General features: G+C 69.4%; 24 protein-coding genes. 7 read left to right on the top strand and 17 right to left on the bottom strand.

Features of this window, described 5'->3' with window-relative positions; genetic code table 11:
- Positions 1 to 14: 14 nt before the first annotated feature.
- The 3 genes from fliL to MBR110_RS02015 form a co-directional block, all read right to left on the bottom strand.
- Positions 15 to 551, bottom strand: coding sequence for a flagellar basal body-associated protein FliL (gene fliL / locus MBR110_RS02025; protein WP_046425506.1), 537 nt, complete (start codon positions 549 to 551; stop codon positions 15 to 17).
- A gap of 222 nt (positions 552 to 773) precedes the next feature.
- The gene (locus MBR110_RS02020; protein ID WP_011882758.1) at positions 774 to 1,496 is read right to left on the bottom strand and encodes an LrgB family protein; all 723 of its coding nucleotides are present in this window, start codon (positions 1,494 to 1,496) and stop codon (positions 774 to 776) included.
- A gap of 13 nt (positions 1,497 to 1,509) precedes the next feature.
- Positions 1,510 to 1,986 carry a CidA/LrgA family protein gene (locus MBR110_RS02015; protein WP_011882759.1) on the bottom strand — a complete coding sequence of 159 codons (477 nt, stop codon included), beginning with the start codon at positions 1,984 to 1,986 and terminating at the stop codon, positions 1,510 to 1,512.
- Positions 1,987 to 2,124: 138 nt separating this feature from the next.
- Here MBR110_RS02015 and MBR110_RS02010 point away from each other — a divergent pair, with 138 nt between their 5' ends.
- Positions 2,125 to 3,051, top strand: a complete 927-nt coding sequence (locus tag MBR110_RS02010; protein ID WP_014722135.1) for a LysR family transcriptional regulator — start codon at positions 2,125 to 2,127, stop codon at positions 3,049 to 3,051.
- 126 nt (positions 3,052 to 3,177) lie between these two features.
- On the opposite strand, the gene MBR110_RS02005 is transcribed toward MBR110_RS02010, so the two are convergent.
- Both MBR110_RS02005 and MBR110_RS02000 read right to left on the bottom strand, forming a co-directional pair.
- Complete coding sequence (locus MBR110_RS02005) at positions 3,178 to 4,740, bottom strand: DHA2 family efflux MFS transporter permease subunit (protein WP_181709147.1); 1,563 nt, start codon at positions 4,738 to 4,740, stop codon at positions 3,178 to 3,180.
- A gap of 175 nt (positions 4,741 to 4,915) precedes the next feature.
- A complete protein-coding gene (locus MBR110_RS02000; protein WP_011882762.1) occupies positions 4,916 to 5,413 on the bottom strand; it encodes a MarR family winged helix-turn-helix transcriptional regulator in 498 nt (165 codons plus the stop codon).
- Between the two features lie 173 nt (positions 5,414 to 5,586).
- Here MBR110_RS02000 and MBR110_RS01995 point away from each other — a divergent pair, with 173 nt between their 5' ends.
- Entirely contained in the window at positions 5,587 to 5,880 is a 294-nt protein-coding gene (locus tag MBR110_RS01995; protein ID WP_011882763.1) for a hypothetical protein, read from the top strand.
- 287 nt (positions 5,881 to 6,167) lie between these two features.
- Positions 6,168 to 7,703: an efflux transporter outer membrane subunit gene (locus MBR110_RS01990; RefSeq protein ID WP_011882764.1), complete on the top strand. Its 1,536-nt coding sequence runs from the start codon at positions 6,168 to 6,170 to the stop codon at positions 7,701 to 7,703.
- A 28-nt stretch (positions 7,704 to 7,731) separates the two neighbouring features.
- Here the strand turns inward: MBR110_RS01990 and gspN are convergent, their stop codons facing one another.
- Genes gspN through gspG form a run of 8 tightly spaced genes read right to left on the bottom strand, consistent with a single transcriptional unit; the run spans position 7,732 to position 13,661 of the window.
- Positions 7,732 to 8,520 carry a type II secretion system protein N gene (gene gspN, locus MBR110_RS01985; RefSeq protein WP_011882765.1) on the bottom strand — a complete coding sequence of 263 codons (789 nt, stop codon included), beginning with the start codon at positions 8,518 to 8,520 and terminating at the stop codon, positions 7,732 to 7,734.
- A gap of 31 nt (positions 8,521 to 8,551) precedes the next feature.
- Positions 8,552 to 9,058: a type II secretion system protein GspM gene (gene gspM, locus MBR110_RS01980; RefSeq protein WP_011882766.1), complete on the bottom strand. Its 507-nt coding sequence runs from the start codon at positions 9,056 to 9,058 to the stop codon at positions 8,552 to 8,554.
- Positions 9,055 to 10,422, bottom strand: a complete 1,368-nt coding sequence (gspL, locus tag MBR110_RS01975; protein WP_045578647.1) for a type II secretion system protein GspL — start codon at positions 10,420 to 10,422, stop codon at positions 9,055 to 9,057. The genes gspM and gspL overlap by 4 nt, the downstream gene beginning before the upstream one ends.
- 24 nt (positions 10,423 to 10,446) lie before the next feature.
- Positions 10,447 to 11,547: a type II secretion system minor pseudopilin GspK gene (gene gspK, locus MBR110_RS01970; protein WP_181709146.1), complete on the bottom strand. Its 1,101-nt coding sequence runs from the start codon at positions 11,545 to 11,547 to the stop codon at positions 10,447 to 10,449.
- 2 nt (positions 11,548 to 11,549) lie between these two features.
- Positions 11,550 to 12,254: a PulJ/GspJ family protein gene (locus MBR110_RS01965; protein WP_011882769.1), complete on the bottom strand. Its 705-nt coding sequence runs from the start codon at positions 12,252 to 12,254 to the stop codon at positions 11,550 to 11,552.
- On the bottom strand, positions 12,232 to 12,639 hold the full coding sequence (gspI, locus tag MBR110_RS01960) for a type II secretion system minor pseudopilin GspI (RefSeq protein ID WP_014722141.1): 408 nt from the start codon (positions 12,637 to 12,639) through the stop codon (positions 12,232 to 12,234). Before gspI ends, MBR110_RS01965 begins: the two co-directional genes overlap by 23 nt.
- The gene (locus tag MBR110_RS01955) at positions 12,636 to 13,166 is read right to left on the bottom strand and encodes a GspH/FimT family pseudopilin (RefSeq protein ID WP_059463015.1); all 531 of its coding nucleotides are present in this window, start codon (positions 13,164 to 13,166) and stop codon (positions 12,636 to 12,638) included. The genes gspI and MBR110_RS01955 overlap by 4 nt, the downstream gene beginning before the upstream one ends.
- 42 nt (positions 13,167 to 13,208) lie before the next feature.
- Positions 13,209 to 13,661 carry a type II secretion system major pseudopilin GspG gene (gspG, locus tag MBR110_RS01950; RefSeq protein ID WP_011882772.1) on the bottom strand — a complete coding sequence of 151 codons (453 nt, stop codon included), beginning with the start codon at positions 13,659 to 13,661 and terminating at the stop codon, positions 13,209 to 13,211.
- A 173-nt stretch (positions 13,662 to 13,834) separates the two neighbouring features.
- Here gspG and MBR110_RS01945 point away from each other — a divergent pair, with 173 nt between their 5' ends.
- A complete protein-coding gene (locus MBR110_RS01945; protein WP_011882773.1) occupies positions 13,835 to 14,245 on the top strand; it encodes a hypothetical protein in 411 nt (136 codons plus the stop codon).
- Positions 14,246 to 14,275: 30 nt separating this feature from the next.
- On the opposite strand, the gene gspF is transcribed toward MBR110_RS01945, so the two are convergent.
- From gspF to gspD, 3 genes are read right to left on the bottom strand one after another with little or no spacing between them, the layout of a single operon-like run.
- A complete protein-coding gene (gene gspF, locus MBR110_RS01940; RefSeq protein WP_011882774.1) occupies positions 14,276 to 15,493 on the bottom strand; it encodes a type II secretion system inner membrane protein GspF in 1,218 nt (405 codons plus the stop codon).
- Positions 15,494 to 15,497: 4 nt separating this feature from the next.
- Positions 15,498 to 16,997, bottom strand: a complete 1,500-nt coding sequence (gene gspE / locus MBR110_RS01935) for a type II secretion system ATPase GspE (protein WP_011882775.1) — start codon at positions 16,995 to 16,997, stop codon at positions 15,498 to 15,500.
- On the bottom strand, positions 16,994 to 19,318 hold the full coding sequence (gene gspD, locus MBR110_RS01930; protein WP_041493718.1) for a type II secretion system secretin GspD: 2,325 nt from the start codon (positions 19,316 to 19,318) through the stop codon (positions 16,994 to 16,996). The genes gspE and gspD overlap by 4 nt, the downstream gene beginning before the upstream one ends.
- Before the next feature lie 372 nt (positions 19,319 to 19,690).
- Between gspD and MBR110_RS01925 the strand changes: the two genes are divergently transcribed.
- A complete protein-coding gene (locus tag MBR110_RS01925) occupies positions 19,691 to 20,137 on the top strand; it encodes a lytic transglycosylase domain-containing protein (RefSeq protein ID WP_014722145.1) in 447 nt (148 codons plus the stop codon).
- Positions 20,138 to 20,282: 145 nt separating this feature from the next.
- Positions 20,283 to 21,593, top strand: a complete 1,311-nt coding sequence (locus MBR110_RS01920) for a GTP-binding protein (protein ID WP_011882778.1) — start codon at positions 20,283 to 20,285, stop codon at positions 21,591 to 21,593.
- Between the two features lie 140 nt (positions 21,594 to 21,733).
- On the opposite strand, the gene MBR110_RS01915 is transcribed toward MBR110_RS01920, so the two are convergent.
- Positions 21,734 to 22,012, bottom strand: coding sequence for an HU family DNA-binding protein (locus tag MBR110_RS01915; RefSeq protein WP_006401505.1), 279 nt, complete (start codon positions 22,010 to 22,012; stop codon positions 21,734 to 21,736).
- Positions 22,013 to 22,401: 389 nt separating this feature from the next.
- On the opposite strand from MBR110_RS01915, the gene mnmC reads away from it, so the two are divergent.
- Positions 22,402 to 24,363: a bifunctional tRNA (5-methylaminomethyl-2-thiouridine)(34)-methyltransferase MnmD/FAD-dependent 5-carboxymethylaminomethyl-2-thiouridine(34) oxidoreductase MnmC gene (mnmC, locus tag MBR110_RS01910; RefSeq protein WP_181709145.1), complete on the top strand. Its 1,962-nt coding sequence runs from the start codon at positions 22,402 to 22,404 to the stop codon at positions 24,361 to 24,363.
- Positions 24,364 to 24,397 lie beyond the last annotated feature (34 nt).

Here is a 24,397-nt window from a genome sequence, read left to right as displayed (position 1 = left end):
CTTTTGCGGCCGCGTTACTGGACGACGAATTCGGTGAACAGCACGGCGTCCACCTTCGCGCGCTGGTTACCCGGCTGCGTCGGTTGCTCGACCAGCTCGCGCAGCTGCTTCGCGAGCAGTTGCTTGCCGTCCGGCGTCGCGAGCTCCTCGGGATGCTTGTTCGACAGCGCGAGCAGGATCCGGCTGCGGATCTCCGGCATGCGCGCGGTCAGCTCCTCCTGCGCCTTCGGGTCGGTCAGCTTCAGCGACAGCCCGACGCGCAGGTAGTGCTGGATGCCGTCGTCCGACTGCAGGTTGACGGTCAGCGGGTCGAGCGGGAAGAACACGGGCGCCGCGAGCGGCGGCGGTTCGGCCGGCGCGCTCGAATGGCCGACGCCCGCCTTGCTCAGGAACACGTACATGCCGCCGGCTGCGGCGGCGGCCGCGCCCAGCGCGATGACGGCGATCAGCGCGATGCGCTTGAACTTGCCGGACGAAGCCGGCTTGTCGGCAGGCGGGTTTGCAGTCGTGGAGGCCATGTGAATGCGTGCGTGGTGTCTCGTAGCATGCATTGTTCGGCATCCGGGCCGAAGCCGATGGGCGGAAAAGAGGGGGGAATTACGGCTATCTCAGCAGATTGTCGGCCGGCTGTGGGATCGCTTCGGCTCGATTCGGCGCGGGGAGGGTGGCGGAGCGGCGGGGGAACGGTGAAGGGCCGCCGCGCGGCGGCCGGCGGCAGGCAGGACAGGGCGGCGATGCGGGCGGCCGGCCGCCCGCGCGGGCTCAGTGCCTGCTCAGATCGGCAGCAGCGACAGCAACGGCGCGATCAGCACCATCGCGACGCCCGCGATCATCATCGTGAGGCTGGACACGACGCCTTCCTCGCTGCCGATCTCGCGCGCCTTCGCAGTGCCGACGCCGTGTGCGGCCGCGCCGAACAGCGCGCCGCGCGCGAGCCGCGTGCGCATCGGCACCAGTGCGAGCACGAGTTCGCCGAGCAGCATCCCGCAGATGCCGGTCGCGATCACGAACAGCGCGGTGAGGTCCTTCGGCGCGTGGATCTTGTCGGACACCGCGAGCGCGAACGGGGTCGAGACCGAACGCGTCATCAGCGAGCGCTGCAGCTCGGGCGACAGGTGCAGCAGCTTCGCGAGCAGCAGCGAACCGCACACGCCCGCCGCGATCCCGACCGCGACGCCGACCGACAGCGACAGCCAGTGGCGGCGGATCAGCTCGCGGTATTCGTAGATCGGCACCGCGAACGCGATGGTCGCCGGGCCGAGCAGCCACATCAGCCAGCGCGTGTCGCGGAAGTACACCGAATACGGGATGCCGGTCAGCACGACCAGCAGCGCGAGCACGCCCGGCACGAACACCAGCGGCGAGAACAGCAGCGTCTTGCGGTACGCGTAGAGCCGCTTCGACGCGAAATACAGCGCGACCGTCAGCACGAAGCAGCCGATCGAGATCGCGGTATTCACCTGGTCGACGCTCAGGCGCGACAGCAGCGCATGCATGACGGGCTCCGGCTCAGTGGACCGACACGGTCGCCAGACGCGCGCGGCGGCGTTCGGCGAACATGCGTTGCGCGGCGAGCCGGCGCTCGAGCTTCGCGGCGAGGTCGACCGCGACGGCCACCGCGACCATCACGAACGCGGTGCCGGCGAGCATGACGAGCGCGATGCGCCAGCCGTCCTCGCGGAACAGGCCGCCGTACTGGACGGCCGCGACGGCCGCCGGCACGAAGAACAGCAGCATGTCGGACAGCAGCCAGTTCGCGCCGTCCTTCACCCATGCAGGCGCCACGCGGCCCGAGAACAGCAGCACCAGCAGCACGGCGAGCCCGACCACGCCGGACGGCACCGGCAGGCCGACCGCGCGCACGGCCCAGTCGACCGCCAGCCACAGCACGCCGAGCGCGGCGGACTGCAGCGCGATGCGGCCCGTGCGCGTGAGCTTGCCCGGCGTGGCGGGAAGGACGGCGACAGACGCGGTCGAGTGGCTCATGGCTGGCTCCTGCAGAGATTCGGTTGATGCTAGGAGTATAGGGTTTCCCCTAACCATAAATAAAATGACTTGTCTCTATCCTTATCATTCCAGTTCGGAATCCTGTCTGTAGATGCTGCACCAATCTGGGGAGAAGCGATGGAATTGCGCGCGCTGCGGTACTTCGTCGAAGTGGTCCGCCAGCAGAGTTTCACGGCGGCGGCCGACCGGCTGTTCGTCACGCAGCCGACCATCAGCAAGATGGTGAAGGCGCTGGAGGACGAGATCGGCTCGCCGCTGCTGCTGCGCGACGGCCGGCAAATGGTGCTGACCGACGCGGGCCGGATCGTGTTCCAGCGCGGCCAGGACGTGCTCGCCGCGCAGGCGCAGCTGCAGTCGGAGCTGAACGATCTGGGCACGCTCGGGCGCGGCGAGCTGACGATCGGCATTCCGCCGCTCGGCGGCTCGTTGTTCACGCCGATCATCGCCGCGTACAAGCAGCGCTATCCGAACATCGAGCTGAAGCTGTTCGAGCAGGGCGCGCGGATGATCGAGGCGGCGCTGATGTCGGGCGAGCTGGAGCTGGGCGGGCTGCTGGAGCCGGTCGATCCCGGCACGTTCGAGCGGCTGCCGATGGTGCGCGCGCCGCTGTGGCTGGTCGCGCCGCGCGAGTCGCGCTGGGAGGACCACACGGCCGTGGCGCTCGCCGACCTCGCGCGCGAGTCGTTCGTGTTCTACGCGGAAAGCCTCGCGCTGCACGACGCGGTGCTCGACGCGTGCCGGCAGGCTGGCTTCACGCCGTCGATCGTGAGCCGCAGCGGCCATTGGGACTTCATGGCGGCGCTGGTGCACGCGGGCGTCGGCATCGCGCTGCTGCCCGAGCCGTACTGCCGGCGGCTCGATGCGCGGCAGTTCACGTGCCGGCCGATCGTCGAGCCGGAAATCACGTGGGCGATCGCGCTCGGCTGGCTGAAGAAGGGTTATCTGTCGCACGCGGCGCGCGCGTGGCTCGAGGTTGCGCGCGCGACGCTGCCGATCGCGTCCGGCGATGATCTCGCCTTCGGGGGTCTGCTCGCGCGCGAGTGATGCGGGCCGGGACATCGGCACGCGGCGGCCGTGCGGCTCATGCGTGCCGTGGGCGGTGGGCGTGGGCGATGTGTGCGGCCCGCGGCCGGCGGCCGGGCACGCGACGCCGGCCGGCCGCGGCGGGGCTCAATGCCCCATCGACGGCCCCGCGCCCTTCTTCGGCTTCGTGATCCACACGAGCGCCGCGAGCGCGATGAACACGCCGGCCGACAGGTGGAAGAAGTCGTTGGTCGCCATCATGAAGCCCTGCTGCGTGACGAGCTGGTTGAGCTGCGCGTTGGCCGTCTGCCCGACGACCCCGAGCTGCGCGAGCGCGGCCTGGTAGTCCGTCGTGTTCTGCGCATAGACGCTCACCGATTCCGCGAGCCGCGCATGGTGGTAGATCGCGTCGTTCTCCCAGAACGTCGAGCTGGCCGCGGTGCCGATCGCGCCGGACAGCGTGCGCAGGAAGTTCGACAGCCCCGACGCGCTCGCGAGCCGGTCGTCCGAAATGCTCGACAGCGTGATCGTCGTCATCGGCACGAAGAAGCACGCGACGCCGATCCCCTGCACGAGCCGCGGCAGGATCACGTGGTTGAACGGCACGTCGAGCGTGAACGTCGAATTCCACACCGACACGCCCGCGAACACGATGAACGCGAAGCTCGCGACCATCCGCAGGTCGAGCCGGTGCATGTTGCGCCCGATCAGCGGCGACAGCACCAGCGCGAGCAGCCCGACCGGCGCGGTCGCGAGCCCGGCCTTGCCGGCCGTGTAGCCCATCACCGTCTGCAGCCACAGCGGGAAGATCACGACCGAGCCGAAGAACGCCATGAAGCCGAACGAGATGATCAGCGCGCCGAGCGCGAAGTTGCGGTCGCGGAACAGCGACAGGTCGACCACCGGCTCCTTCTCGGTGGCCTCCCACACGAGCATGAACGCGAGCGACACCACCGCGATCAGCGCGAGCGCGACGATGAAGGTCGAGTTGAACCAGTCGCGGTCCTTGCCGAGGTCGAGCATCATCTGCAGGCACGACACGCCGATCACGAGCAGCGCGAGGCCGATCGCGTCGATCCGCTGTTTGCTCGTGCGGGTCTCGCGGCCGCGCAGCAGGAAGTACGCGCAGGTCGCCGAGAAGATCCCGATCGGCAGGTTGATGTAGAAGATCCACGGCCACGTGTAGTTGTCGCTGATCCAGCCGCCCAGCAACGGGCCGAAGATCGGCGCGACGATCACCGTCATCGCCCATAGCCCGAGCGCGAGCCCGCGCTTCGCGGGCGGGTAGCTGCGCATCAGGATGGTCTGCGACAGCGGCACCATCGGCCCCGACACGAGGCCCTGCAGCAGCCGGAACGCGATCAGCGTCTCGAAGTTCGACGCGAGGCCGCACAGCGCCGACGCGATCGTGAACGCGAGCACCGACAGCGTGAACAGCCGCACTTCGCCGACCCGCCGCGCCAGCCAGCCGGTCAGCGGCACCGCGATCGCCGATGCGACCGAGTACGACGAGATCACCCACGTGCCTTCGCTGGTCGCGACGCCGAGGCTGCCCGAGATGGTCGGCACCGCGACGTTCGCGATCGACGTGTCGAGCACTTCCATGAAGGTGCCGAGCGCGAGCCCGACGGTGAGCAGCGCGAGCGCGCCGCCGGTGAGCGGCGCCGGTTCGGCGGCAGGGGACGCGGCAGATGCCGTGGTGGTGGACATCGGAATCTCCTAGACGCGACGCGCGCAACGCGTCGGCACAAGGCGCGGGCACACGGAACCGTGCGGCGCGACCGGGTGGAACGAATGAAGGGGCGCGCGGGGCACCTGCACGGTCATCTTCTGCCCAGACAGACAAATAAGCGAATGCTTAAACCGGAACATCGGGCCTCCGCGCTCAACAGTGGGGTTCGTCGGATTCGTCGGGCTTCGGGCAGCCGGCGTCGCCGGGGCCGTTCGCGATGAAGCGCTGCAGCAGGCCGGTGAGCGTCGCGAGCTCGTCGGCCGAGAAGCCGGCCAGCTGCGCGTTCAGCGCGGTCGCGATCAGCGACGGCAACGCCCGCGCCGCCTCGGCGCCGCGCTCGGTCAGCGTCAGCTCGATTACGCGGCGGTCCTGCTCGCTGCGCGCGCGGGCCACCAGGCCCTTGCGCTCGAGACGGTCGAGCATCCGCGTCATCGAGCCGCTGTCGTACGACATCTTGCGCGACAGCTCGAACGGCGTGCGCGCATAGCCGCGCGACAGCAGCAGGATCACGCCGATCTGCTGCGCGGTGAGGTCGTACGGCTCGAGGGCGCGATCCATCCGCTCGACGAGCGCCTGCCGAGCCTTGGTCAGGAAATAACCGAGGCTCGTTTCCAGCTCGATGGTGTCGGGATCGTAAAGGCCGCCGTTCATTGCGATTGCGCGCAGCAACAGTGCGTTTCAGGACAAAACGCGCCCAGTATCTTGAAAAATGATTGCTTGGTCAATATTATTTCAGGCAACCAGTTACGACGTGCATGTCGCACCGCCGGAGACTATGTTCTGACCGCCGCGCCCGCCCTGCCGGGCACCCGAGGATGTTCCCCATGCTGTTCCTGAAAAACGCCGCCGGCGCACTGCGCCGCAACCTGACCGATACCGCTCATCATGCGTTCGCCGGCCCGCACCGCGGCTGGAAGATCGCGCTGTACGTGACGATGCTGGTGGTGCCGGGCGGCTCGCTCGCGGCGCTCGGGTTCGCGTGGTTCGATCATCGGCGCCAGCGCAGCGCGAAACGGGCCGGCCGCGCCGGGCACCGCACGACTCAGACGGCGGCACCCGACCCATCGCCATGGCGGCCCGCCGTCGATCCCCTGCCGGTGCCCGCGCGCTGCCACTGACGCGGCGCGGCGCCCGCCGTCGCCGTTGCCTTCGCCGTTGAATCGGCCCGCCGCAACGCGCGGTGCGGTCGGCGCAGCCGGCCCGTTTTGCACGCAAGTCCGCCGTAACGACCGGTAAACCGGCCGTCCGCACCGGTAACACATGCGTGCGGCCGCGCACCTTACCCTTACGGCTGCGCAGCTTTCCCGCCGTCAGTTACCATTTGTCCGCCAGCGGCTGAACGTCCGCACCGCGCGCGTTGCGCGACGCCGCTCGCCGGCCGCCGCACCCAGACAGGAACCTCACGATGCCGTACGCCTCCTTCCCGCGCGCCTTTCGCCCGCTGAGCGCCGCCGTTGCCGTTGCAACGGCCGTGCTGCTCGCCGGCTGCGCGGTCGGGCCCGACTATCACCGGCCCGACACGACGATTCCCGCCGCGTTCAAGGAAGCGCCGGCCGGCTGGAAGGTCGCGCAGCCGGCCGACCGGGCCGATCGCGGGCCGTGGTGGTCCGTCTACGGCGATTCACAGCTCGACGCGCTGATCGGCAAGCTCAACGCGTCGAACCAGACCATCGCGCAATCGGCCGCCGCGTACCGGCAGGCACGCGCGCTCGTGACCGAGGCGCGCGCCGCGTACTTCCCGACGGTCGGGCTGACGGCGTCGGGCACGCGCTCGCGTACGGGACGCGCGTCGTCGTCGGGTTCGTCCACGTTCGGCGGCGGCTCGGCGATCGGCAACAGCTACAGCGTCGGCCTCGATGCGAGCTGGGAGCCGGACCTGTGGGGCAAGGTGAGCCGCAACGTCAGCGCGCAGCGCGCCGGCGAAGCGGCGGCCGCGGCCGATCTCGCGAACGCGCGGCTGTCGCAGCAGGCGCTGCTCGCGCAGACGTACTTCCAGCTGCGCACGTCCGATGCGCTGCAGAAGCTGCTCGACGACACGGTGAAGTCGTACGGCGACTCGCTGAAGCTCACGCAGAACCAGTACGCGCAGGGCGTGGCCGCGCGCGCCGACGTGATCCAGGCGCAGACCCAGCTGCAGAGCGCGCAGGCCGCGTCGATCGACAACGGCGTCGCGCGCGCGCAATACGAGCATGCGATCGCGACGCTGATCGGCGAACCGGCATCGACCTTCTCGCTGCCGCCGAACCCGCTCGCCGAGGAGCCGCCGGTCACGCCGGTCGACGTGCCGTCCGCGCTGCTCGAGCGCCGGCCCGACATCGCGGCCGCCGAGCGCCGCGCGGCCGCCGCGAACGAGCAGATCGGCGTCGCGATCGCCGCATTCTTTCCGACGCTCACGCTGTCGGCCAGCGGCGGCTTCCAGAGCTCGGTATGGTCGCAGCTGTTCACGCTGCCCGCACGGTTCTGGACGGTCGGCCCGCAGCTCGCGGCGACGCTGTTCGACGCCGGCCTGCGGGCCGCGCAGACCGACGCGGCCCGCGCGACCTACGATCAGGACGTCGCCGCGTACCGGCTCGCGGTGCTCACCGCGTTCCAGGACGTCGAGGACAACCTCGCGTCGCAGCGCATCCTCGCGCAGGAAGTCGACGTGCAGCGGCAGGCGGTCGCGAGCGCCGAGCAGGCGCTGGCGATCGTCACGAACCAGTACAAGGCCGGCACGGTCGCCTATCTGAACGTGCTGACCGCGCAGACCACCGCGTTCACTGCGCAGCAGAAGCTCGCGACGCTCGGCGGCCAGCGGATGGTGTCGTCGGTCGGGCTCGTGAAGGCGCTCGGCGGCGGCTGGGATACGTCGGACATGGCGCGCGAGACGGGCGGCATGGCGGCGCCCGCCGCGATGCCGGCGTCCGGCGCGACGGCCGCCGCGCCGCTCGCGCAGCAGTAACGGGAGCCGCGGCGCGGGCCGCGGCGGCTCAGCGCATCGCGTCGCCGAAGATCAGCGACACCTGGTTGTTGCCGATCGGATGTCCGAGCAGGTTCAGCAGCCCCGCGAGGTTCGCCTGCTGCTCCGGCGCCGCGTGCGCGGTGCCGCGGAACGACCCGTGGCCGGGGCCGAAGCCGCCGTGTCCGTCGAGGAACAGCGGGCCCTGCGTGGTCGACAGGTCGAGATCGGCGTCCGCGCCCTTCGCCTGCAGCACCGCGCGGTACGAGCCGAGCGGCTTCACGCGCGACACGCGCGAACTCATCGAATCGATCGTCACCGTCAGCTGGCCGAACGCGTTGTTGCCGATCAGCCGCCAGTCGGTCCAGCCGAGCCGCACGTCGCCCTGCAGGTCGAGCGTGTTGAACGGCGTGCCGAGCCCGGCGAGCAGCGATGCGGGCACGGCCATCGCACCGGCCGACAGCACCGCGCCGCGCCACGTCGCGTCGAGCGTGACGGCATCGGGCATCGCCTCGGTCTGCCGCATGCGCATCTGCACGCGGCCGGTCAAGAGCGGCCAGAAGCGCGTGGTCCATTCGACGCGGCCCGGCAGCAGCGTGGCGGCGCTCTGGTCCGCGCCCGGCGCCAGCATCAGCGTGCCGGAGCCGTGCCACAGCGAGCCGTCCGGATCGACGAGATTGACGTGACCGCCGGTCGCACGCGCGAACTGCGGCGCGATCCACGCGGCCGGCGCGAGCGCGACGAGCGTGGCGGCCGTGGCCAGCGCGCCGGCCGCCAGCCACGGCAAGACGGCGACGAGCCGCCTGAGTGCCGGCCGCATCGGCCGGGCGTCGCTTGTTTCGTTCACTGCGTCATTTCTGCATCGAGGGTTGCATCACGGCCGTCAGGTCGACCTGACCGTCATCCTTCAGTGCGGTGGCGTGCGCTTCGCCGACCTGCACCTTGAACTGCCGGCGCGCATCGTCGAGCCACTGCGTCCATGCCGGGAACGACACGTTCTTCATCTGGACCTGCACGCCGTTGCCGACCACCTGCACCTGCGCGCCCTGCAGCCCGTGATCGGACAGCGACGCGGTGAGCGCGTCCTTCAGCGCGAGGCCGGTCGGCGCGACGCCCTGCGCGGCGGCGGTCAGCGACTTCGCCTCGTTGGCCTGCGCGGTCATCTGCGCGAGCTCGCGGCGCAGCGTCGGCAACTCGTGCTGGATGCGCGCGCGGCCTTCCTGCGCGGGCGACCACAACACCGAATACGCGATCGCGACGGCCAGCACCGTGCCGCCCCAGCCGAGCAGCGTGCGTTCCCGCGGCGTGCGCTCGCCCCAGAACTGGGCCAGCGTCTCGTTCAGTTGTGCGGTGTTCATGAGCGGCTCCGGATCGTCCATTTGCCGGTGCTGCTGTCGACTTCGCCGGCCAGCCCGTTGCGCGCGAGACGCTGCGGGAAATCGGGGTCGACCTTGACCTCCGGCTTGAAGCCGACGTCGAGCCGCCGGTCGTGATAATCGAGCGAGGCGATGCCGTTCTGCGGCAGCGCGCCCATCGAGCGCGACAGCCCGCTCGCCAGCGCGAGGAAATCGTTCGGCGACAGCTCGCCGGCCGCGAGCCGCAGCTGATCGAGCTGGCGCTGCATCTGCGCGGGCGGATCGAGCACGGTGGTCGTCTTCGGGAACGCGGACAGCAGCGTCTCGGTGATCTGCGCCGACAGCGCATCGCGCTCGCGCGACAGCTTCCACCAGTGCAGGTTCATCCCGATCACCGCGACGCCGAGCGTCGCCGCCACGAGTGCGATCGGCACGCGCAGGCGCTTCACCGTCGCGCGATCGAAGCGCCACGGCTGCGATTCGAATTCGAACTGGCAGAGATCGAACTTCTCGTCGAGCGCACGCCGCGCGAACACGTCGAACGCCAGCGGCTGCGCCCCGGGCAACAGCGCGGCGTCGCTGCGGCCGACCGACGCGAGGCGCGGCTCCGCGCCCGGCTCGCCGAGTTCGTACAGTTCGACGTCGGCGCCGCCCGCGAGCGCGGCCAGCGTGCCGCCGGCGCGGGCCGCGGGCGCGGCGAAACCTTCGCCGAGCGCACCGCGCGCGATCGCGAATTCGTAGCGCGGCGCCACGGCCGCCCCCGGCTGCGCGCCGGCTTCGACGAGCGCCGGTTCGACCGTCGTCGCGAGGCCGAGCACCGCGGCCACCGGCGCGGGCCGTGCGAGCGGCGCGGCGTCGGCTGCGAGTGCGGCGGCAGGCGCGGCGTCGCCGTCGGCGGGCAGGGCGGCGTCGGCCGTGCTCGCGCGCGGCGCGGGCAGGCAGCGCGTGGCCGGCACCGCGCTCAGGTGCCGGTGGCCGGCCGCGATGAACGCGTCGCAGATCGTGCGGAACCACGCGCGATCGACGACGGCCAGCACGCGGCGGCCGTCGGGCAGCGCGACCGGATCGAGCGCGATATGGCAGCCGAGCGGATCCTGAATCAGCTGATCCTCGACGATGTTGGGCAGCGCCTGGCGCAGCTTCGGCCCCTTGAGCGGCGGCACGGTCGCGGCCAGCAGCAGCACGTCGCGCGCGGCGACGATCAGCACCGTCGCGTTCGCGCGCGGCAGCAGCGCGAGCGCGGCGCGGCCCGCGCGCTGCACCTGGCCGGCCTTGTCCACGAGCGTGAACGGCAGCTCGGGCCACTGCCATTCCTGCAACGGCACGGCCGGCTCGCGCGGCGGCAAAGAAACAATCAGCGTGCTCAAGAGCTCCTCTCCCGAATGGCGTCGTTATAGCTGGTCGCGGATGCGCACGACCCGCGTCGAATGCGTGGTCGGATCACGATACACGAGCGAGGTGCGATCGACCTCCGCGCGATCGTGCTGGATCCGGCCGTGCACGATGAAATAGCTGGAATTGACGTCGACGAGGCTCGAGTCGATCGTCGCGTTCGGCGCACCGGCGCCGCGCAGCGCGAGCTGCACGTCGCCGGCGTTGCGGAAAAACACCGTCTCGCGGCGCGACACCAGCGCCTGCGCCGACGACACGCTCATCCCCGGCACCAGCGCGGCGATCACCTCGGCCGGCGCGGTGTTCATGTTCACCGGCGTCGTGGTCGGCAGCACGGTGACGAACGGGCGCAGCCGCGCGACCATCTCGGGCGTCACGCCGTCGACGTCGAGCAGGCTGTCGACGCTCGTCATCACGAGCGGCGCCGGCCCGCGCTCGGTGTCGGACATGCCCGGTTCGTCGGTGAAGTTGCCGGCCAGGTCGCCGCCGGGCACCGGCGCGGTCGCGGCCGTGCCGGCACCCGGCAGCGCCGGCGTCTGGAAGCGCGTCGCCGAATGCATCAGCCCGGCGCGCATCTGCAGCGCGATCCGCTTCGCGAGCGCGCCGTCGTAACCGAGCGTCGCCAGCAGCCGCTGGAACGCCTGCAGCTGCGTGACGTTGAGCTGCAGCACGCCCGGCGCCGGCGACGACACGAGATTGCGCAGGTTGTACTTCGCCTGCGCATCCTCGATCGAGCCGGAGATGTAGGTGTCCTCGCCGCCGTTGTCGTTCGGCGCGCCGATCCGGCCGAGGAAGTCCGACAGCTTGGTCTTCGCGATCGGCACGGCCCAGATCCCGCCGAGATAGGTGATGCCGGGCGCCGTGTCGGCTTCGGAGCGCAGGATCATGCGCGTCCAGTCGAGCGCGCCGCGCGCGACCCACTGCGCCTGCGCGAGCACGCGCTGGTTTTCGATGCGGCGGATCTGCACCTGCTGGCGCCACAGCATCCCGGAGACAAGGATCGCCGACAGCGCGACCACCAGCAGCGCGGTGATGATCGCCGCGCCGCGCTCGCGCTGCGCGCGCGCGGCGAACCGGAAGCGGGAAGGGCGGGCGCGCATCGTCATTCCCCGACCAGGAAAATGCGTGTGACCGGCACGCGCAGCGACGTCGCGCCGATGCTGACCTGCAGGCCCGTCACCGCGCGCGCGGGCGGCGCGTTGCCGATCTGCGGCACCTTCAGCGCGTCGTTGTTCTGCGCCAGCGCGTCGTTGGCCGTCTGCAGGTTGGTGGTCCAGCCGACGCGCGGCACGTACAGCTTCGCGTCGATCGCGCCGACGCCGCCCATCAGCGCGACCCAGCTCCAGCCGTCGACGCTGCTGTCCTTCAGCACGTCGCGCAGGCGGTTCGCGTCGTCGAGCGGCGGCGATGCGTAGCGCACGACGCGCCCGCCGGCGATCCGGTAGCGGACCACCTGCAGCCGCGGCGCGGCGCCCGGCACGTCGAGTTCGCGCACGATCTGCAGCGTATTGCCGGCGACGCCGATCGCCGGCTGGCCGGCTTCGTCGTCGGTCGCGGCGAGCCGCGCGTCGATGCGCATCTGGTCGAACATCTGCGCGAAGACGCGCTCGTCCTCCATCGCGGAGGCGACCTTGTCGCGGCCGCGCATGATCTGGTCGAGCCCGCGCCACGCGAGGATCGCGACGACCGCGAGGATCGCGATCGCGATCATCAGCTCGATCAGCGTGAAGCCGCGCACGCGCCGCGAGGCGGCGGCGCGCGCCGGCTGGCGGCGCGGCGGCGCGTCAGAGCGGACGGCTGGTTTCATTCGCGACCACCGTCACCATTTGTGCGAGCACGCCGGCGCGCCCCGGCATGCTCACCGACACCTGCACGCGCCGGAACACCGGGTTCGGCGTGCTGCTCACGCGCTGCGTGCACACCAGCTGCACGTTGCCCTGCGAGCAGTCGAAGCTCTGCTCGCCGACCTCCGGCCACGCATGCGCGAGGCGCAATTGCGCCAGCGCGTTGTCGGCGCTCCAGCCGGCGAGCAGCCGGCGATGCAGATCGGAGGCGTTGGTCGCCATCGTGCCGACCGCGCGGATCGACGCGGCGAGCGCGACCGCGATGATCGCGAGCGCGACGAGCACCTCGATCATCGTGAAGCCCTGCGAGGAAGCGGCCGGGAAGCGCAGGCGACGACGCATCGTCATTGCACCTCGTAGCGGCCGTTGCCGGTGCCGACGATCGTCGCGCTGCCGGCGGCGGAATGCAGCGTCACGCGCACCGGCGTGTCGATGCTTTCGGTGCCGAACACGACGCGGCTCGCGCGCGTGTCGGAACCCGGATAGTCGATATCGGCGCCCGTCACGCCGCCGTCCCAGTCGCGCGGACGCAGCAGATCGTCGCGCAGCGTGCGCCAGCCGTCGGCCGAGCTCACGTCGAAACGGAAGCCGTGCGCGGTCGGCTGCCACGCGATCGGCCGCGCGCGCACCTGCGCTTCGTCGCCGGCCGACTCGAACAGCAGCGCGATGCGCTGCGCTTCCTCGCGCAGGTCGGTGCGCGGATTGCGCGTGAGCGACAGCGACGCGAGCGACACCAGCAGGCCCGCGATCACCAGCACGACCAGCATCTCGAGCAGCGTGAAGCCGCGCGCCTGCGCGCGTGCGATGCGGCCGCGCACGCGGCCGGCGGTGCGGCATGCGGCAGCGGGGCGCGACGGCGTGCGAGGGGCGGGCATGAGGGGAAGAATGCGGCGAAGGCGGGACCGGTCAGCGCGGGCTTACTGCCACGACCCGATGTCGGTGTCGTTGCCGTCGCCGCCTTCCTTGCCGTCGGCGCCGTAGCTGAACACGTCGATCTCGCCGTGCACGCCCGGATTCAGGTACTTGTACGCGTTGCCCCACGGATCGTTCGGCAGGCGTTCGAGATAGCCGCCGTCCTTCCAGTTGTTGGGGATCGGATCGGTCGTCGGCTTCTGGGTCAGCGCGGTCAGCCCCTGTTCCTGGCTCGGATAGCGGCCGTTGTCGAGACGGTACAGCTTGAGCGCCTGCATGATGGTGCCGATGTCCTGCTTCGCGGCGATACGGCGCGCCTCGTCGGGACGGCTCATGATTTTCGGCACGATCAGTGCCGCCAGGATCCCGAGGATCGCGACCACCACCATGATCTCGATCAGCGTGAAACCGCGCTGACGGCGCACGGCCGCATTACGGCGAGTGATCCACGTTTGCATGACTACCTCTTTCCAAAAAATGTCGTCGATTGAGTGACGCACCCTGCGCATCGCGGCCGCATACCTGACGGCAGGCTTCCGATACCCGGGGCGCGGAGCACGCATTGTAAGGCGCGCATCGCCGAGGGCTTTCACTCAACGCAAATTTCATATAGATCCGTACAATAGCGCGCATGAACGCGCTCTCGATCCGGATCCTCTCCCTCGCCCTCTTCGCGGGTTTGTGCGCGACGGCCACCTACTGGGTCGTCACGCTGTCGGCCCGCGAAGCGCCGCTGCCTGCCGCCGCCGCGCGGCTGCCGATCCGCACCGAGGACGCCGCCGCGCTCTTCGGCGGACAGCTCGACAAGAATCCCGTGCAGGACATCCACCTGTTCGGCATTCTCGCGCTCGATCACGGCGGCGCCGCGATCGTCGGCATCGGCGGCGAACCGCCGCGCGCGGTGTCGCTCGGCGCGGAGCTCGCGCCCGGCGCGAAGCTCGCCGAAGTGCGCAGCCGCTCGATCATCGTCGACCGCAACGGCGCGCGCGCCGAAGTCCAGCTCCCGGCCAACACGCCGTCCCCCGCGATCTACATGCGCTGAGCGGCGCCGGCGCACGCGCCGGCCACGCCGTCACTGCACCATGTTGTTCAGCTCGATGATCGGCAGCATCACGGCCAGCACGATCACCAGCACGATCCCGCCCATCGCGAGGATCAGCAGCGGCTCGAGCAGGCTCGTCAGGAACATCGTGCGCCGTTCGAGCTCGCGCGCCTCGCCTTCGGCCGCGCGGTCGAGCATCGTCGTCACGTCGCCGGTCGCTTCGCCGGAACGGATCAGGTGCACCAGCACCGGCGGAAACGTCTTCACGTTGTTCAGCGCGCGCGACAGCGCGGAGCCTTCGCGCACGCGCACGATCGCATCGTCGATGTTCGCGCGCATCGCGCGGTTCGACAGCGTCTCGCCGGCCGCCTGCAGCGCGCGCAGGATCGGCACGCCGGCCGCGGTCAGGATGCCGAGCGTGCTCGCGAAGCGCACCGTGTTGTAGCCGCGCACGAGCTTGCCCGCGAGCGGCGCGGTCAGCACCCAGCGGTCGAACGCCAGCCGCGGCCCGGCGCGCGACAGCGTCGACTTCACGATCCACACGACGAGCGCGACCGCGATCAGGATCGCCCACCACCAGTGCCGCACGAACTCGGACAGCGCCATCATCACGATCGTCAGCAGCGGCAACTGCTGCTTGGTGCTCGCGAACACGTTGACGACCTGCGGCACGACGTAGCTCAGCAGGAACGTGACGATGCCGAACGCGATCAGCGTGACGATCCCCGGATACGTGAACGCGAGCAGGATCTTCTGCTTGAGCGCGTTGCTCTGCTCGATGTAGTCGGCCAGGCGCGACAGCACGATGCCGAGCTTGCCCGTATGTTCGCCGGCGGCGACGAGCGCGCGGTAGATCTCCGGAAAATCGCGCGGATGCTGTCCGAGCGCATTCGCGAGCGAATGGCCGCCGAGCACTTCGGCGCGGATCGCGGCCATCAGCTCGCGGATGTAGTCGCGCTCGGCCTGCTCGGTGAGCACGCCGAGCGCCTCGTCGAGCGGCAGCCCCGCGATCAGCAGGCTCGCGAGCTGGCGCGTGAGGATCGCCTGCTCGCGCTGCGACAGCTTGCGGCCGAACGCGAGGCGCTGCGAACGCGCGCCGCGCGTCGCGCTGGCGGCCGGCTCGACCACGAGCGGCGTGAGCCCCTGCGTGCGCAGCTGGCCGCGCGCCGCGCGCGCGCTGTCGGCGTCGATCACGCCTTTCTGCGCACGCCCCGCCGAGTCGATCGCTTCGAAACGGAATGCCGGCATCGCGCTATGCGCCTCCCGTCACGCGCAGCACTTCCTCGAGCGACGTCGCGCCGGCCGCGAGCCAGCGCTCGGCATCGTCGCGCAGCGTGCGCATGCCTTGCGCGCGGCCGGTGGCGAGGATCTCCGCGTCGGCCGCGTTGCGATGGATCAGCGAGCGGATCGCATCGTCGACCACCAGCAGTTCGTACACGCCGCGCCGGCCCGTGTAGCCCGAATGGCCGCACTTGTCGCAGCCGACCGGATGCCACACGCTGCGGCCGTCCTCGTGCCGCTCTTCCTTGCACACCGGACACAGCTGGCGCACCAGCCGCTGCGCGAGCACGCCGAGCAGCGACGACGCGAGCAGGTACGGCTCGACGCCCATGTCGGTCAGCCGCGTGACGGCCGACGCGGCGTCGTTCGTATGCAGCGTCGCCAGCACCAGGTGGCCCGTGAGCGATGCCTGCACCGCGATCTGCGCGGTTTCGAGGTCGCGGATTTCGCCGATCATGATGACGTCCGGATCCTGGCGCAGGATCGAGCGCAGCGCGCGGGCGAACGTCATCCCGATCCGCTCGTTGACCTGCGTCTGGCCGATGCCGGACAGGTCGTATTCGATCGGATCCTCGACCGTCATGATGTTGGTCGTCGCCGTTTCGAGCCGCGACATCGACGCGTACAGCGTCGTCGTCTTGCCGGAGCCGGTCGGCCCCGTCACCAGCACGATCCCGTGCGGGCGGGCGATCAGCTTGTCGAACTGGACGAGCGTGTCGCGGCCCATCCCGAGCGCTTCGAGGTTCAGGCGCTGCGCGTCCTTTTCCAGCAGACGCAGCACCGCGCGCTCGCCGTGCCCGGTCGGCAGCGTCGACACGCGCACGTCCACCGGGCGGCCGCCGACGCGCAGCGTGATGCGGCCGTCCTGCGGCAGGCGTTTTTCGGCGATGTCGAGCTGCGCCATGATCTTGATCCGCGAGATCAGCGCGCCGTGCAGCGCCTTCTTCGGGCGCACGACGTCGCGCAGCGTGCCGTCGACGCGAAACCGCACGACCGACGCATTCTCGAACGGCTCGATGTGGATGTCCGACGCCTGCTCGCGCGCGGCCTGCGTGAGCAGCGCGTTGATCATGCGGATGATCGGCGCGTCGTCTTCCGATTCGAGCAGATCCTCGACTTCGGGGATGTCCTGCATCAGCCGCGACAGGTCGACTTCGCCTTCGACCTCGCCGACGATCTGCGCGGCGCTGCCGTCCTGGCGCGCGTACGCGTGGTTGATCGCCTGCGCGAGCTCGTCGGCCGGCACGCGCTGCACGACGATCGAACCGAAGTTGCGGGCGATCTCGGCGAGCGCCGCGTCGCTCGTGCGTTCGCTGATCCACACCTCGAGCGTATCGTCGAGCTGGTGCGCGATCAGCACCTGGCCGCTCTTCGCGAAGCCGTACGGCAGCAGGCGGGCGGCGAGCGGCGACGGCGGCTGCCGTTCGCCCGGCGCGCCGTCCTGGGGCGCGGACGCGAGCACGTCGCTCACTGCGAGGCTCCCGGCGTGGCGCTCAACGGTTGCTGCGGCACCGTCTGCTGCGGCACGCTTTGCGGCTGCACGGGCGTCTGCTCCGGCAGCGGCTGGGCCGGGACCGGCGCGACCTGACGCTGCATCTGCTGGCGCCGCATCTTGTCGAGATCGAACAGGTTGCCGGCCGGCGTGCCGCCCTGGCTCGGACCGAGCGGCATCGGCGGGACGATCGGATCGTCCTTGTCGCGCATCACGTTGTTGTCCGACTTGTATGCGCCCGTCACGCCCTGGATGTAGTCGTAGCGGTTCGCGGTGACTTCCTGCGCGACGTTGCGATCGCTGATGATCACCGGCCGCAGGAACACCATCAGGTTGGTCTTCGCGCGCTGCTTCGATTCGGAGCGGAACAGCTGGCCGATCCACGGGATGTCGCCGAGCAGCGGCACCTTGCTGTTCGACACCTGGTAGTTGTCCTGCATCAGGCCGCCGAGCACGATGATCTCGCCGTTGTCGGCGAGGATCGTCGACTGGATCGAGCGCTTCGTGAAGGTCGGCCCCGTCTGCGCGCTGGTCGTGCCGGCGACGACCGCCGAGTCTTCCGTATACAGCTGCAGCTTCAGGATGCCGCCGTCGGTGATCTGCGGCTTCACGTGCAGCGTGAGGCCGACGTCGCGACGGTCGTACGTGTTGAACGCGTTGCTCGTCGTGCCGCTCGTCAGGTTCGAGTACGAGCCGGTCGCGATCGGCACGTTCTGGCCGACGACGATCTTCGCTTCCTCGTTGTCGAGCGTGATCAGGTTCGGCGTCGACAGCACGTTCGCGTCGCTCACGCCGGCGAAATATTGCAGCAGCGCGCCGAGGCTCTGCACGCCGAACAGGTTGTGCAGCCAGCCGATGTTGAGGCCCTGCGTCAGCGTGCCGAGATTGGCCGCGAGGCCGGGCGTGGTGGCGCCGGCGGTGCCGGCCGTCAGATTGACGATGCTGTTGCCGAGCCCGGACGTCGGGTTCAGGTTCGTGCCGCCGAGGAACTGGCCGCTCGCGACCTGCCACTGAATGCCGAGGTTGCCCTGCGTCGTCGAATTCAGCTCGACGATCAGCGCCTCGATATAGACCTGCGCGCGCCGCGCGTCGAGCTGGTCGATCACCGAGCGCAGGTTCCGGTAGACCGGATCGGATGCGGTGATGATCAGCGAGTTGGTCGCCGCGTCGGCCTGGATCATCCCGCCGGGCTGGTTGTCGTCGCCCTTGTCCTTGTCGCCGCCGAGCAGGCCGGCGCTGCCCATGCCACCGCTGCCCGATGCGCCGCCGCCATACGCGGACGAAGACGAACCGCCGAGGCCGCCCGACGGCAGCGGCGGGGTGCCCGACGTGCCGGTCGAGAAGTTGCCGCTCGACGACGAGCCGCCGTTCTGGTTGAAGCTGTTCGCATCGTTCGACGACGCCGACGAGCCGCTGTCGTTGCCGCCCTTGCCGAGCATCCCGCGCAGCGTCTTCGCGAGCTTCACCGCGTCCGCGTTGCGCAGCGGAACCACGTGCATGTTGCCCGGCACCGCGCTCGGCGCATCGAGCTGCTGCACGAGGCGCTTCGCCGCCGCGAGGCGCGACGCGCTCGACGCGCGCAGCAGCAGCGAGTTGGTGCGCGGATCGGCGGTGACCGACACCTTCAGCGTCGCGTCGCTGTTGCCGATCGCACCGGGGTCGAGCATCTTCTGCAGTTGCGCGGCCAGGTCGATCGCGTTCGCGTTGCGCAGCGGCACGACCTGCACCTGCGCGCCCGCGGCGCTGTCGACGCCGGCGATGATCTGCGCGATGCGGCGCACGTTGTCCGCATAGTCGGTCACGACGATCGTGTTGTTCGCCGGGTACGCGGTGACCGTGTTGTTCGGCGAAATCAGCGGGCGCAGCACCGGCAGCAGGTTGTTGGCCGATTCGTTGTGCAGCTCGAACACCTGCGTGATCACCTGATCGCCGCGCGCTTGCGGCGTGTTGCCGACATAGGTCGGCACGCCTTGCAGCTTCGCATCGGCCTCCGGCACGACCTTCAGCACGCCGTGGTCCTGCACCAGCGCGAAGCCCTGCATGCGCAGCGCCGACTGCAGCGTCTTCAGCGCCTGCTCCTCCGGCACCGGCCGCTCGGCCACGAGATTGAGCTGCCCCTTCACGCGGGGATCGACGATGATGGTCTTGCCGGTCGCGGCGCCGATCGCCTTCGCGACCTGGTCGATGTCCGCATTCACGAAGTTGAGCGTGACCTGAGCGTAGGCGGCCTGGGAGACGATGATGCCGGCGACCACCAGGGTCGTGGCGATGCGCCGCATAGCGAAGCGAGTTCTTGTCATGGATGAATGGGTCGATGCCGGCTCAGGCCACTTCCGGCGGTAGTGCTGGGATCCAAGTCCTAAAGGCGCGACATTAGCAGTTTTTCATGTCCGAAATATCACATTGATCCGAAGACTGTCTCACATACGACATCTTGCTGGCGCAATGTATGCAGAATGTAATATTTTCGGCATCACTGCGAGATTCCGGCCGCCATCGCCTTGTCGCGCTATCGAGATCGACACGGAAATGCGGTATAAACGGTCTGCCGTCCGTCGGATGTCGCCACGTGACGGTCTGTCGGTATGATACGGGCGACGCGTTTCCAGTCGTACGCCGAACAGACACGGGTTTTCCCGAGCATTTCACCTATTCGTCACCGCTTGCGCACTATGAACAGACGGTTCGCTTCGATCGCGCTGATCGCCGCCGGCGCAGGGTTCGCCTGCGGCAACGCTCGCGCCGATTGTTTCGACGAAGCCGCCCGGTATCAGAAGGTCAATCCGCTGATCCTGCGCGCGATCGCGTGGCAGGAGTCGCACAACCGGCCCGACGCGCTGAACAAGAATACGAACGGCTCCGTCGACTACGGGCTCATGCAGATCAACTCGATCCATCTGCAGACGCTGTCGCGTTACGGGATCGGCCGCGACACGCTGATGGAGCCGTGCAAGAACGTCTACATCGCCGCGTGGCATCTGCGCCAGAAGATGAATCGCTACGGCAACAGCTGGCAGGCGGTGGGCGCCTATCATTCGGAAACGCCGTCGCTGCGCGACAAGTATGCGCGGCAGATCGCCGGCATCCTGTCGCAGTGGAAGCTGCTGCCGCAGCAGTGACGCCGCGGCGCGCAGCCGCTCGGCCGGCGCGCGTTTGATGCACAATGCGGACTCACGCCGCCATGTCGACCGGCCCCGCGGGCCGATCGCGCCCCGCAAGGGCGCCGCGGCCGCTTTTTCATCCTTTCCGTTGGTGCAAATCGTTATGAATCCGGCAATGAACCAGCCGTTGCCCGTCACCGTGCTGTCCGGTTTCCTCGGCGCCGGCAAGACCACGCTGCTCAATCACATCCTCGCGAACCGCGCGGGCCTGAAGGTCGCGGTGATCGTCAACGACCTCGCGGCGGTCAACATCGACGCGTCGCTCGTGCGCGATGCGCAGGCGCTGTCGCACGTCGAGGAACGGCTCGTCGAGATGTCGAACGGCTGCATCTGCTGCACGCTGCGCGACGATCTGCTCGTCGAGATCCGCAATCTCGCCGCCGACGGCCGCTTCGATGCGATCGTGATCGAATCGACCGGCATCGCCGAGCCGATGCCGATCGCCGAAACCTTCACGTTCGTCGACGACGACGGCGCCTCGCTGTCGAGCGTCGCGCGGCTCGACACGCTCGTGACGGTCGTCGATGCGTACAACTTCCTGCGCGACTACGGTTCCGACGATGCGCTCGCGACGCGCGGAATCGCCGCTTCCGACGAAGACGATCGCACGCTCGTCGAATTGCTGATCGAGCAGATCGAATTCTGCGACGTGCTGGTGATCAACAAGGCCGATCTGGTGGGCGCGGACGAACTCGCGCGCCTGCAGCACATCCTCGCGCGGCTGAACCCGCGCGCGCATCAGGTCGTCTCGACGTTCGGCAACGTGCCGCTCGACGAAGTGCTGAACACCGGCCGCTTCGATTTCGACGAGGCCGCGAATGCGCCGGGATGGCTCGCGTCGCTCGATCACGATCATACGCAGTGCGACGATCCGGACTGCCACGATCCGCATCATGCGCACGTGCACGGCGAAGCGGACGAATTCGGCATCGGCAATTTCGTTTACCGCGCACGCCGGCCGTTTCATCCGGCGCGACTCTGGGCGCTGCTGCATCAGGAATGGCCGGGCGTGCTGCGCAGCAAGGGCTTCTTCTGGCTCGCGACGCGCAACGACATCGCGGGCTCGCTGTCGCAGGCGGGCGGCGTGTGCCGACACGGGCCGGCCGGCCTCTGGTGGGCCGCGCAGGATCGCGCGGAATGGCCGGAAGACGACGAATTGCTCGCCGAAATTCGCACGGAGTGGCAGGGCGATCTCGACGATCGCTCGATCGGCGATCGCCGTCAGGAGCTCGTGCTGATCGGCATCGGGCTCGACGCCGATGCCTGGCGCGCGAAACTCGACGCGTGCCTGCTCACCGATGCGGAATTCGCGCTGGGCGCCGAACAATGGGCCGCATTCGACGATCCGTTCCCGGCGTGGGACGTCGACGAGCATGATGACGACGATCCCGACGGGCAGATCGTGCATGCGTAACACGCGGTAAACACGCTGCTGGCAAGCGGCCGACACAACGTTAAATCTTGCAAGCGCGGCGCACACTGTGGTGAAAATGCCGCGCGCGCCAAACAAAAAACCCGCCGGAAGGCGGGTTTTTTTCTGGAACGAGCGCGGTATTAACGCTTGTTGACGGCGTCCTTGAACGCCTTGCCAGCCGTGAACTTGACCGTCTTGGCTGCCGGGATCTTGATGGTTTCGCCCGTCTTCGGGTTGCGGCCCGTACGTGCTGCGCGCTTGCCCGAACCGAAGCTGCCGAAGCCGATCAGCTGAACCGCATCGCCCTTCGACACGGCTTTCTTGATGACTTCGAGCAGCGTGTCCAGCGTTTCGCCGGTTTGAGCCTTGCTGGCGCCCGTTTGGGCGGCGACGGCGTCGATCAGTTCCTGTTTGTTCATTAAGGTTCCTTTTTCAGGTTAGGTTTGACACGAACAGCGCGAACGCGCCGATTATACGTGCGCGAACCGTGCCGTCGAGAGACAGACTCCGACGACACAGCGCCGAATCCTGGCCCGCGCGACGCGCCGTCCGGCTTGCCGGCGGCCACCCCGCGGTACGGCGTTGCTATGATAGCGCAGCGCAAACCCAATAACGACAAGGGTTTCAAAGATTTTCATCGGTATTTCGCCGAATGAATCGTCGATTGCCCATTTTTTGACCTGCGCCAAGCGCAGAGGATACGCAGCTCGCTCCACGCGCGCGCCAGCTCGTTGGTTTTTGCCAACGCGGCGCGCCGGGCGTCCGCGCAATCCCTTGCCAGGCTTGGCCGCCACGCTTTTTGTTTCGCATGCCCGACCGACTCGTCCCGGCCACGCTCGCGTTTCGCGACGACGGCACCCTCATCTCGCCCGAGTACGGCGACATCTATTACAACGTCGCCGGTGCGTTCGCGCAGGCGAACTACGTGTTCATCGCCGGCAACCGGCTGCCCGCACGCTGGCAGGGCAGCCGCACGTTCACGATCGTCGAGACGGGGTTCGGCACCGGCACCAACTTCCTCGCGACCTGGGCCGCGTGGCGCGACGACCCCGCGCGCTGCGAGCGGCTGCATTTCGTGTCGTTCGAGAAGCATCCGTTCACGCGCGACGACCTGCGCCGCGCGCTTTCCCACATCGTTGCGGGCACAACTTTGTCGGAGCAGGCCACGTTGCTTGCCGATGCGTGGCCGCCGGCCGTGCCCGGTTTTCATCGGATCGAATTCGAAGGTGGACGCGTCGTGCTCACGCTCGCGCTCGGCGATGCGCGCGAGCTGCTGCCGAAGCTCGTCGCACGCGCGGACGCGTTCTATCTGGACGGCTTCGCACCGGCGAAGAACGCGGACCTCTGGTCGGCCGACGTGTTCCGCGCGCTCGCGCGCGTCGCAGCCGACGACGCGACGTTCGCGACGTATTCGAGCGCAGGCGTCGTGAAGCAGGCGCTCGTCGAAGCGGGCTTCGCCTATCGCAAGATGCCGGGTTTGGCCGGCAAGTTTGCGATGCTGGTCGGCGAATACGCGCCGCGGTGGCGGATGCGCCGGCACGAGCCGCCGCGCGCGTTGCCGGTGGCCGTGCGCGAGGCGATCGTGATCGGCGCGGGCCTCGCCGGATGTGCGCTCGTCGAGCGGCTCGCCGCGCGCGGCTGGCACGTCACGCTGATCGAGCGACACGCGCAGATCGCGAGCGAGGCATCGGGCAATCCGGCCGGCGTGTTCCATCCGCTGATGACGCGCGACGACAACGTCGCGAGCCGCCTCACGCGCAGCGGTTTCCTGCATGCGCTCGCGCGCTGGCGCGCGCTCGAGCATGCGGGCCACACGTTCGCGCGCAGCACGCGCGGGATGATCCATCTCGCGGAATCGGCCGACGACTTCGTGCGAATGCGCGATGCGTTCGACGCGCTCGGCGCACCGGCCGACCATGTCACGCTGCTCGATGCCGACGCCGCGCGCGCGCATCTGAATCTGCCGGTCGCGCACGGCGGCCTGCTGTTTCCGCACGGCGGCGCCGTATGGCCGGCCGGACTCTGTGCCGCCCAGGTCGCCGCGGCCGGCGAGCGCGTGACGCTGCGCACCGGCACCGAGGTCGCGCGGCTCGAACGCGACGGCGACACGTGGCGCGCGATCGGCGCCGACGGCGCGACGATCGCCGAAGCGCCGGTCGTCGTGCTCGCGAATGCCGGCGACGCGGTGCGGCTCGCGGGCCTGCGGCATGTCGCGCTACAGCCGGTGCGCGGCCAGTTGACGCTGCTGCCGCCCGGCACGACGGCGCCGCTGCCGTGCCCCGCGATCGGCGACGGCTACGCGGTGCCGCTCGACAACGGCACGCTGCTGATCGGCGCGACCTTCGAACCGGACGACGTCGATCCTGAGATTCGCGACGCCGGCCACCTCGAAAACCTCGCGCGCATCCGGCATCTGCTGCCGGGCCTCGTCGGCGACGTGCCGGACGTCGATACGTTGCGCGGGCGCGTCGCGTTTCGCTGGGTCGTCGCCGATCGCGTGCCGCTGATCGGCCCGCTCGCGGACGAAGCGCAGGCCGTTGCCAACGCGCGGGCGCTGAGCGGTGCGAAAGCGCGCGACCTGCCGCGCACCGCCGGCCTGTACGGCGCGTTCGGCTTCGGTTCGCGCGGCCTCGTGTGGGCGTCGCTCGGTGCCGAGCTGATCGCGTCGCAACTCGAAGGCGAGCCGTTGCCGCTCGAGCGCGAGCTCGTCGATGCCGTCGACCCCGCCCGGTTCCTGATCCGCGCCCTGCGCGGGCGCAAACTCGGCTGACCTGGCCGGCCCATGCCTCACAGTCCCGCGATTC

It is taken from the genome of Burkholderia sp. MBR-1 (assembly GCF_013822785.1).
Taxonomy (GTDB): Bacteria; Pseudomonadota; Gammaproteobacteria; order Burkholderiales; family Burkholderiaceae; genus Burkholderia; species Burkholderia vietnamiensis.
Note: the sequence above shows the minus strand (reverse complement) of the source record. Positions and strands in the feature narration are given on the sequence as shown.

What these genes read in the sequence shown, in the direction of transcription:
- MBR110_RS02020 (WP_011882758.1), bottom strand. Translation starts at nt 1,496, where the DNA reads ATGCATGCGCTGCTGTCGCGCCTGAGCGTCGACCAGGTGAATACCGCG.
- MBR110_RS01990 (WP_011882764.1), top strand. Translation starts at nt 6,168, where the DNA reads ATGCCGTACGCCTCCTTCCCGCGCGCCTTTCGCCCGCTGAGCGCCGCC.
- gspN (WP_011882765.1), bottom strand. Translation starts at nt 8,520, where the DNA reads ATGCGGCCGGCACTCAGGCGGCTCGTCGCCGTCTTGCCGTGGCTGGCG.
- MBR110_RS01925 (WP_014722145.1), top strand. Translation starts at nt 19,691, where the DNA reads ATGAACAGACGGTTCGCTTCGATCGCGCTGATCGCCGCCGGCGCAGGG.
- gspD (WP_041493718.1), bottom strand. Translation starts at nt 19,318, where the DNA reads ATGACAAGAACTCGCTTCGCTATGCGGCGCATCGCCACGACCCTGGTG.
- gspI (WP_014722141.1), bottom strand. Translation starts at nt 12,639, where the DNA reads ATGACGATGCGTCGTCGCCTGCGCTTCCCGGCCGCTTCCTCGCAGGGC.
- MBR110_RS01965 (WP_011882769.1), bottom strand. Translation starts at nt 12,254, where the DNA reads ATGAAACCAGCCGTCCGCTCTGACGCGCCGCCGCGCCGCCAGCCGGCG.
- MBR110_RS01915 (WP_006401505.1), bottom strand. Translation starts at nt 22,012, where the DNA reads ATGAACAAACAGGAACTGATCGACGCCGTCGCCGCCCAAACGGGCGCC.
- mnmC (WP_181709145.1), top strand. Translation starts at nt 22,402, where the DNA reads ATGCCCGACCGACTCGTCCCGGCCACGCTCGCGTTTCGCGACGACGGC.
- gspM (WP_011882766.1), bottom strand. Translation starts at nt 9,058, where the DNA reads ATGAACACCGCACAACTGAACGAGACGCTGGCCCAGTTCTGGGGCGAG.
- MBR110_RS02005 (WP_181709147.1), bottom strand. Translation starts at nt 4,740, where the DNA reads ATGTCCACCACCACGGCATCTGCCGCGTCCCCTGCCGCCGAACCGGCG.
- MBR110_RS02015 (WP_011882759.1), bottom strand. Translation starts at nt 1,986, where the DNA reads ATGAGCCACTCGACCGCGTCTGTCGCCGTCCTTCCCGCCACGCCGGGC.
- MBR110_RS01955 (WP_059463015.1), bottom strand. Translation starts at nt 13,166, where the DNA reads ATGCCCGCCCCTCGCACGCCGTCGCGCCCCGCTGCCGCATGCCGCACC.
- gspK (WP_181709146.1), bottom strand. Translation starts at nt 11,547, where the DNA reads ATGCGCGCCCGCCCTTCCCGCTTCCGGTTCGCCGCGCGCGCGCAGCGC.
- gspF (WP_011882774.1), bottom strand. Translation starts at nt 15,493, where the DNA reads ATGCCGGCATTCCGTTTCGAAGCGATCGACTCGGCGGGGCGTGCGCAG.
- MBR110_RS02010 (WP_014722135.1), top strand. Translation starts at nt 2,125, where the DNA reads ATGGAATTGCGCGCGCTGCGGTACTTCGTCGAAGTGGTCCGCCAGCAG.
- fliL (WP_046425506.1), bottom strand. Translation starts at nt 551, where the DNA reads ATGCATGCTACGAGACACCACGCACGCATTCACATGGCCTCCACGACT.
- MBR110_RS01945 (WP_011882773.1), top strand. Translation starts at nt 13,835, where the DNA reads ATGAACGCGCTCTCGATCCGGATCCTCTCCCTCGCCCTCTTCGCGGGT.
- gspG (WP_011882772.1), bottom strand. Translation starts at nt 13,661, where the DNA reads ATGCAAACGTGGATCACTCGCCGTAATGCGGCCGTGCGCCGTCAGCGC.
- MBR110_RS01920 (WP_011882778.1), top strand. Translation starts at nt 20,283, where the DNA reads ATGAATCCGGCAATGAACCAGCCGTTGCCCGTCACCGTGCTGTCCGGT.
- MBR110_RS01995 (WP_011882763.1), top strand. Translation starts at nt 5,587, where the DNA reads ATGCTGTTCCTGAAAAACGCCGCCGGCGCACTGCGCCGCAACCTGACC.
- MBR110_RS02000 (WP_011882762.1), bottom strand. Translation starts at nt 5,413, where the DNA reads ATGAACGGCGGCCTTTACGATCCCGACACCATCGAGCTGGAAACGAGC.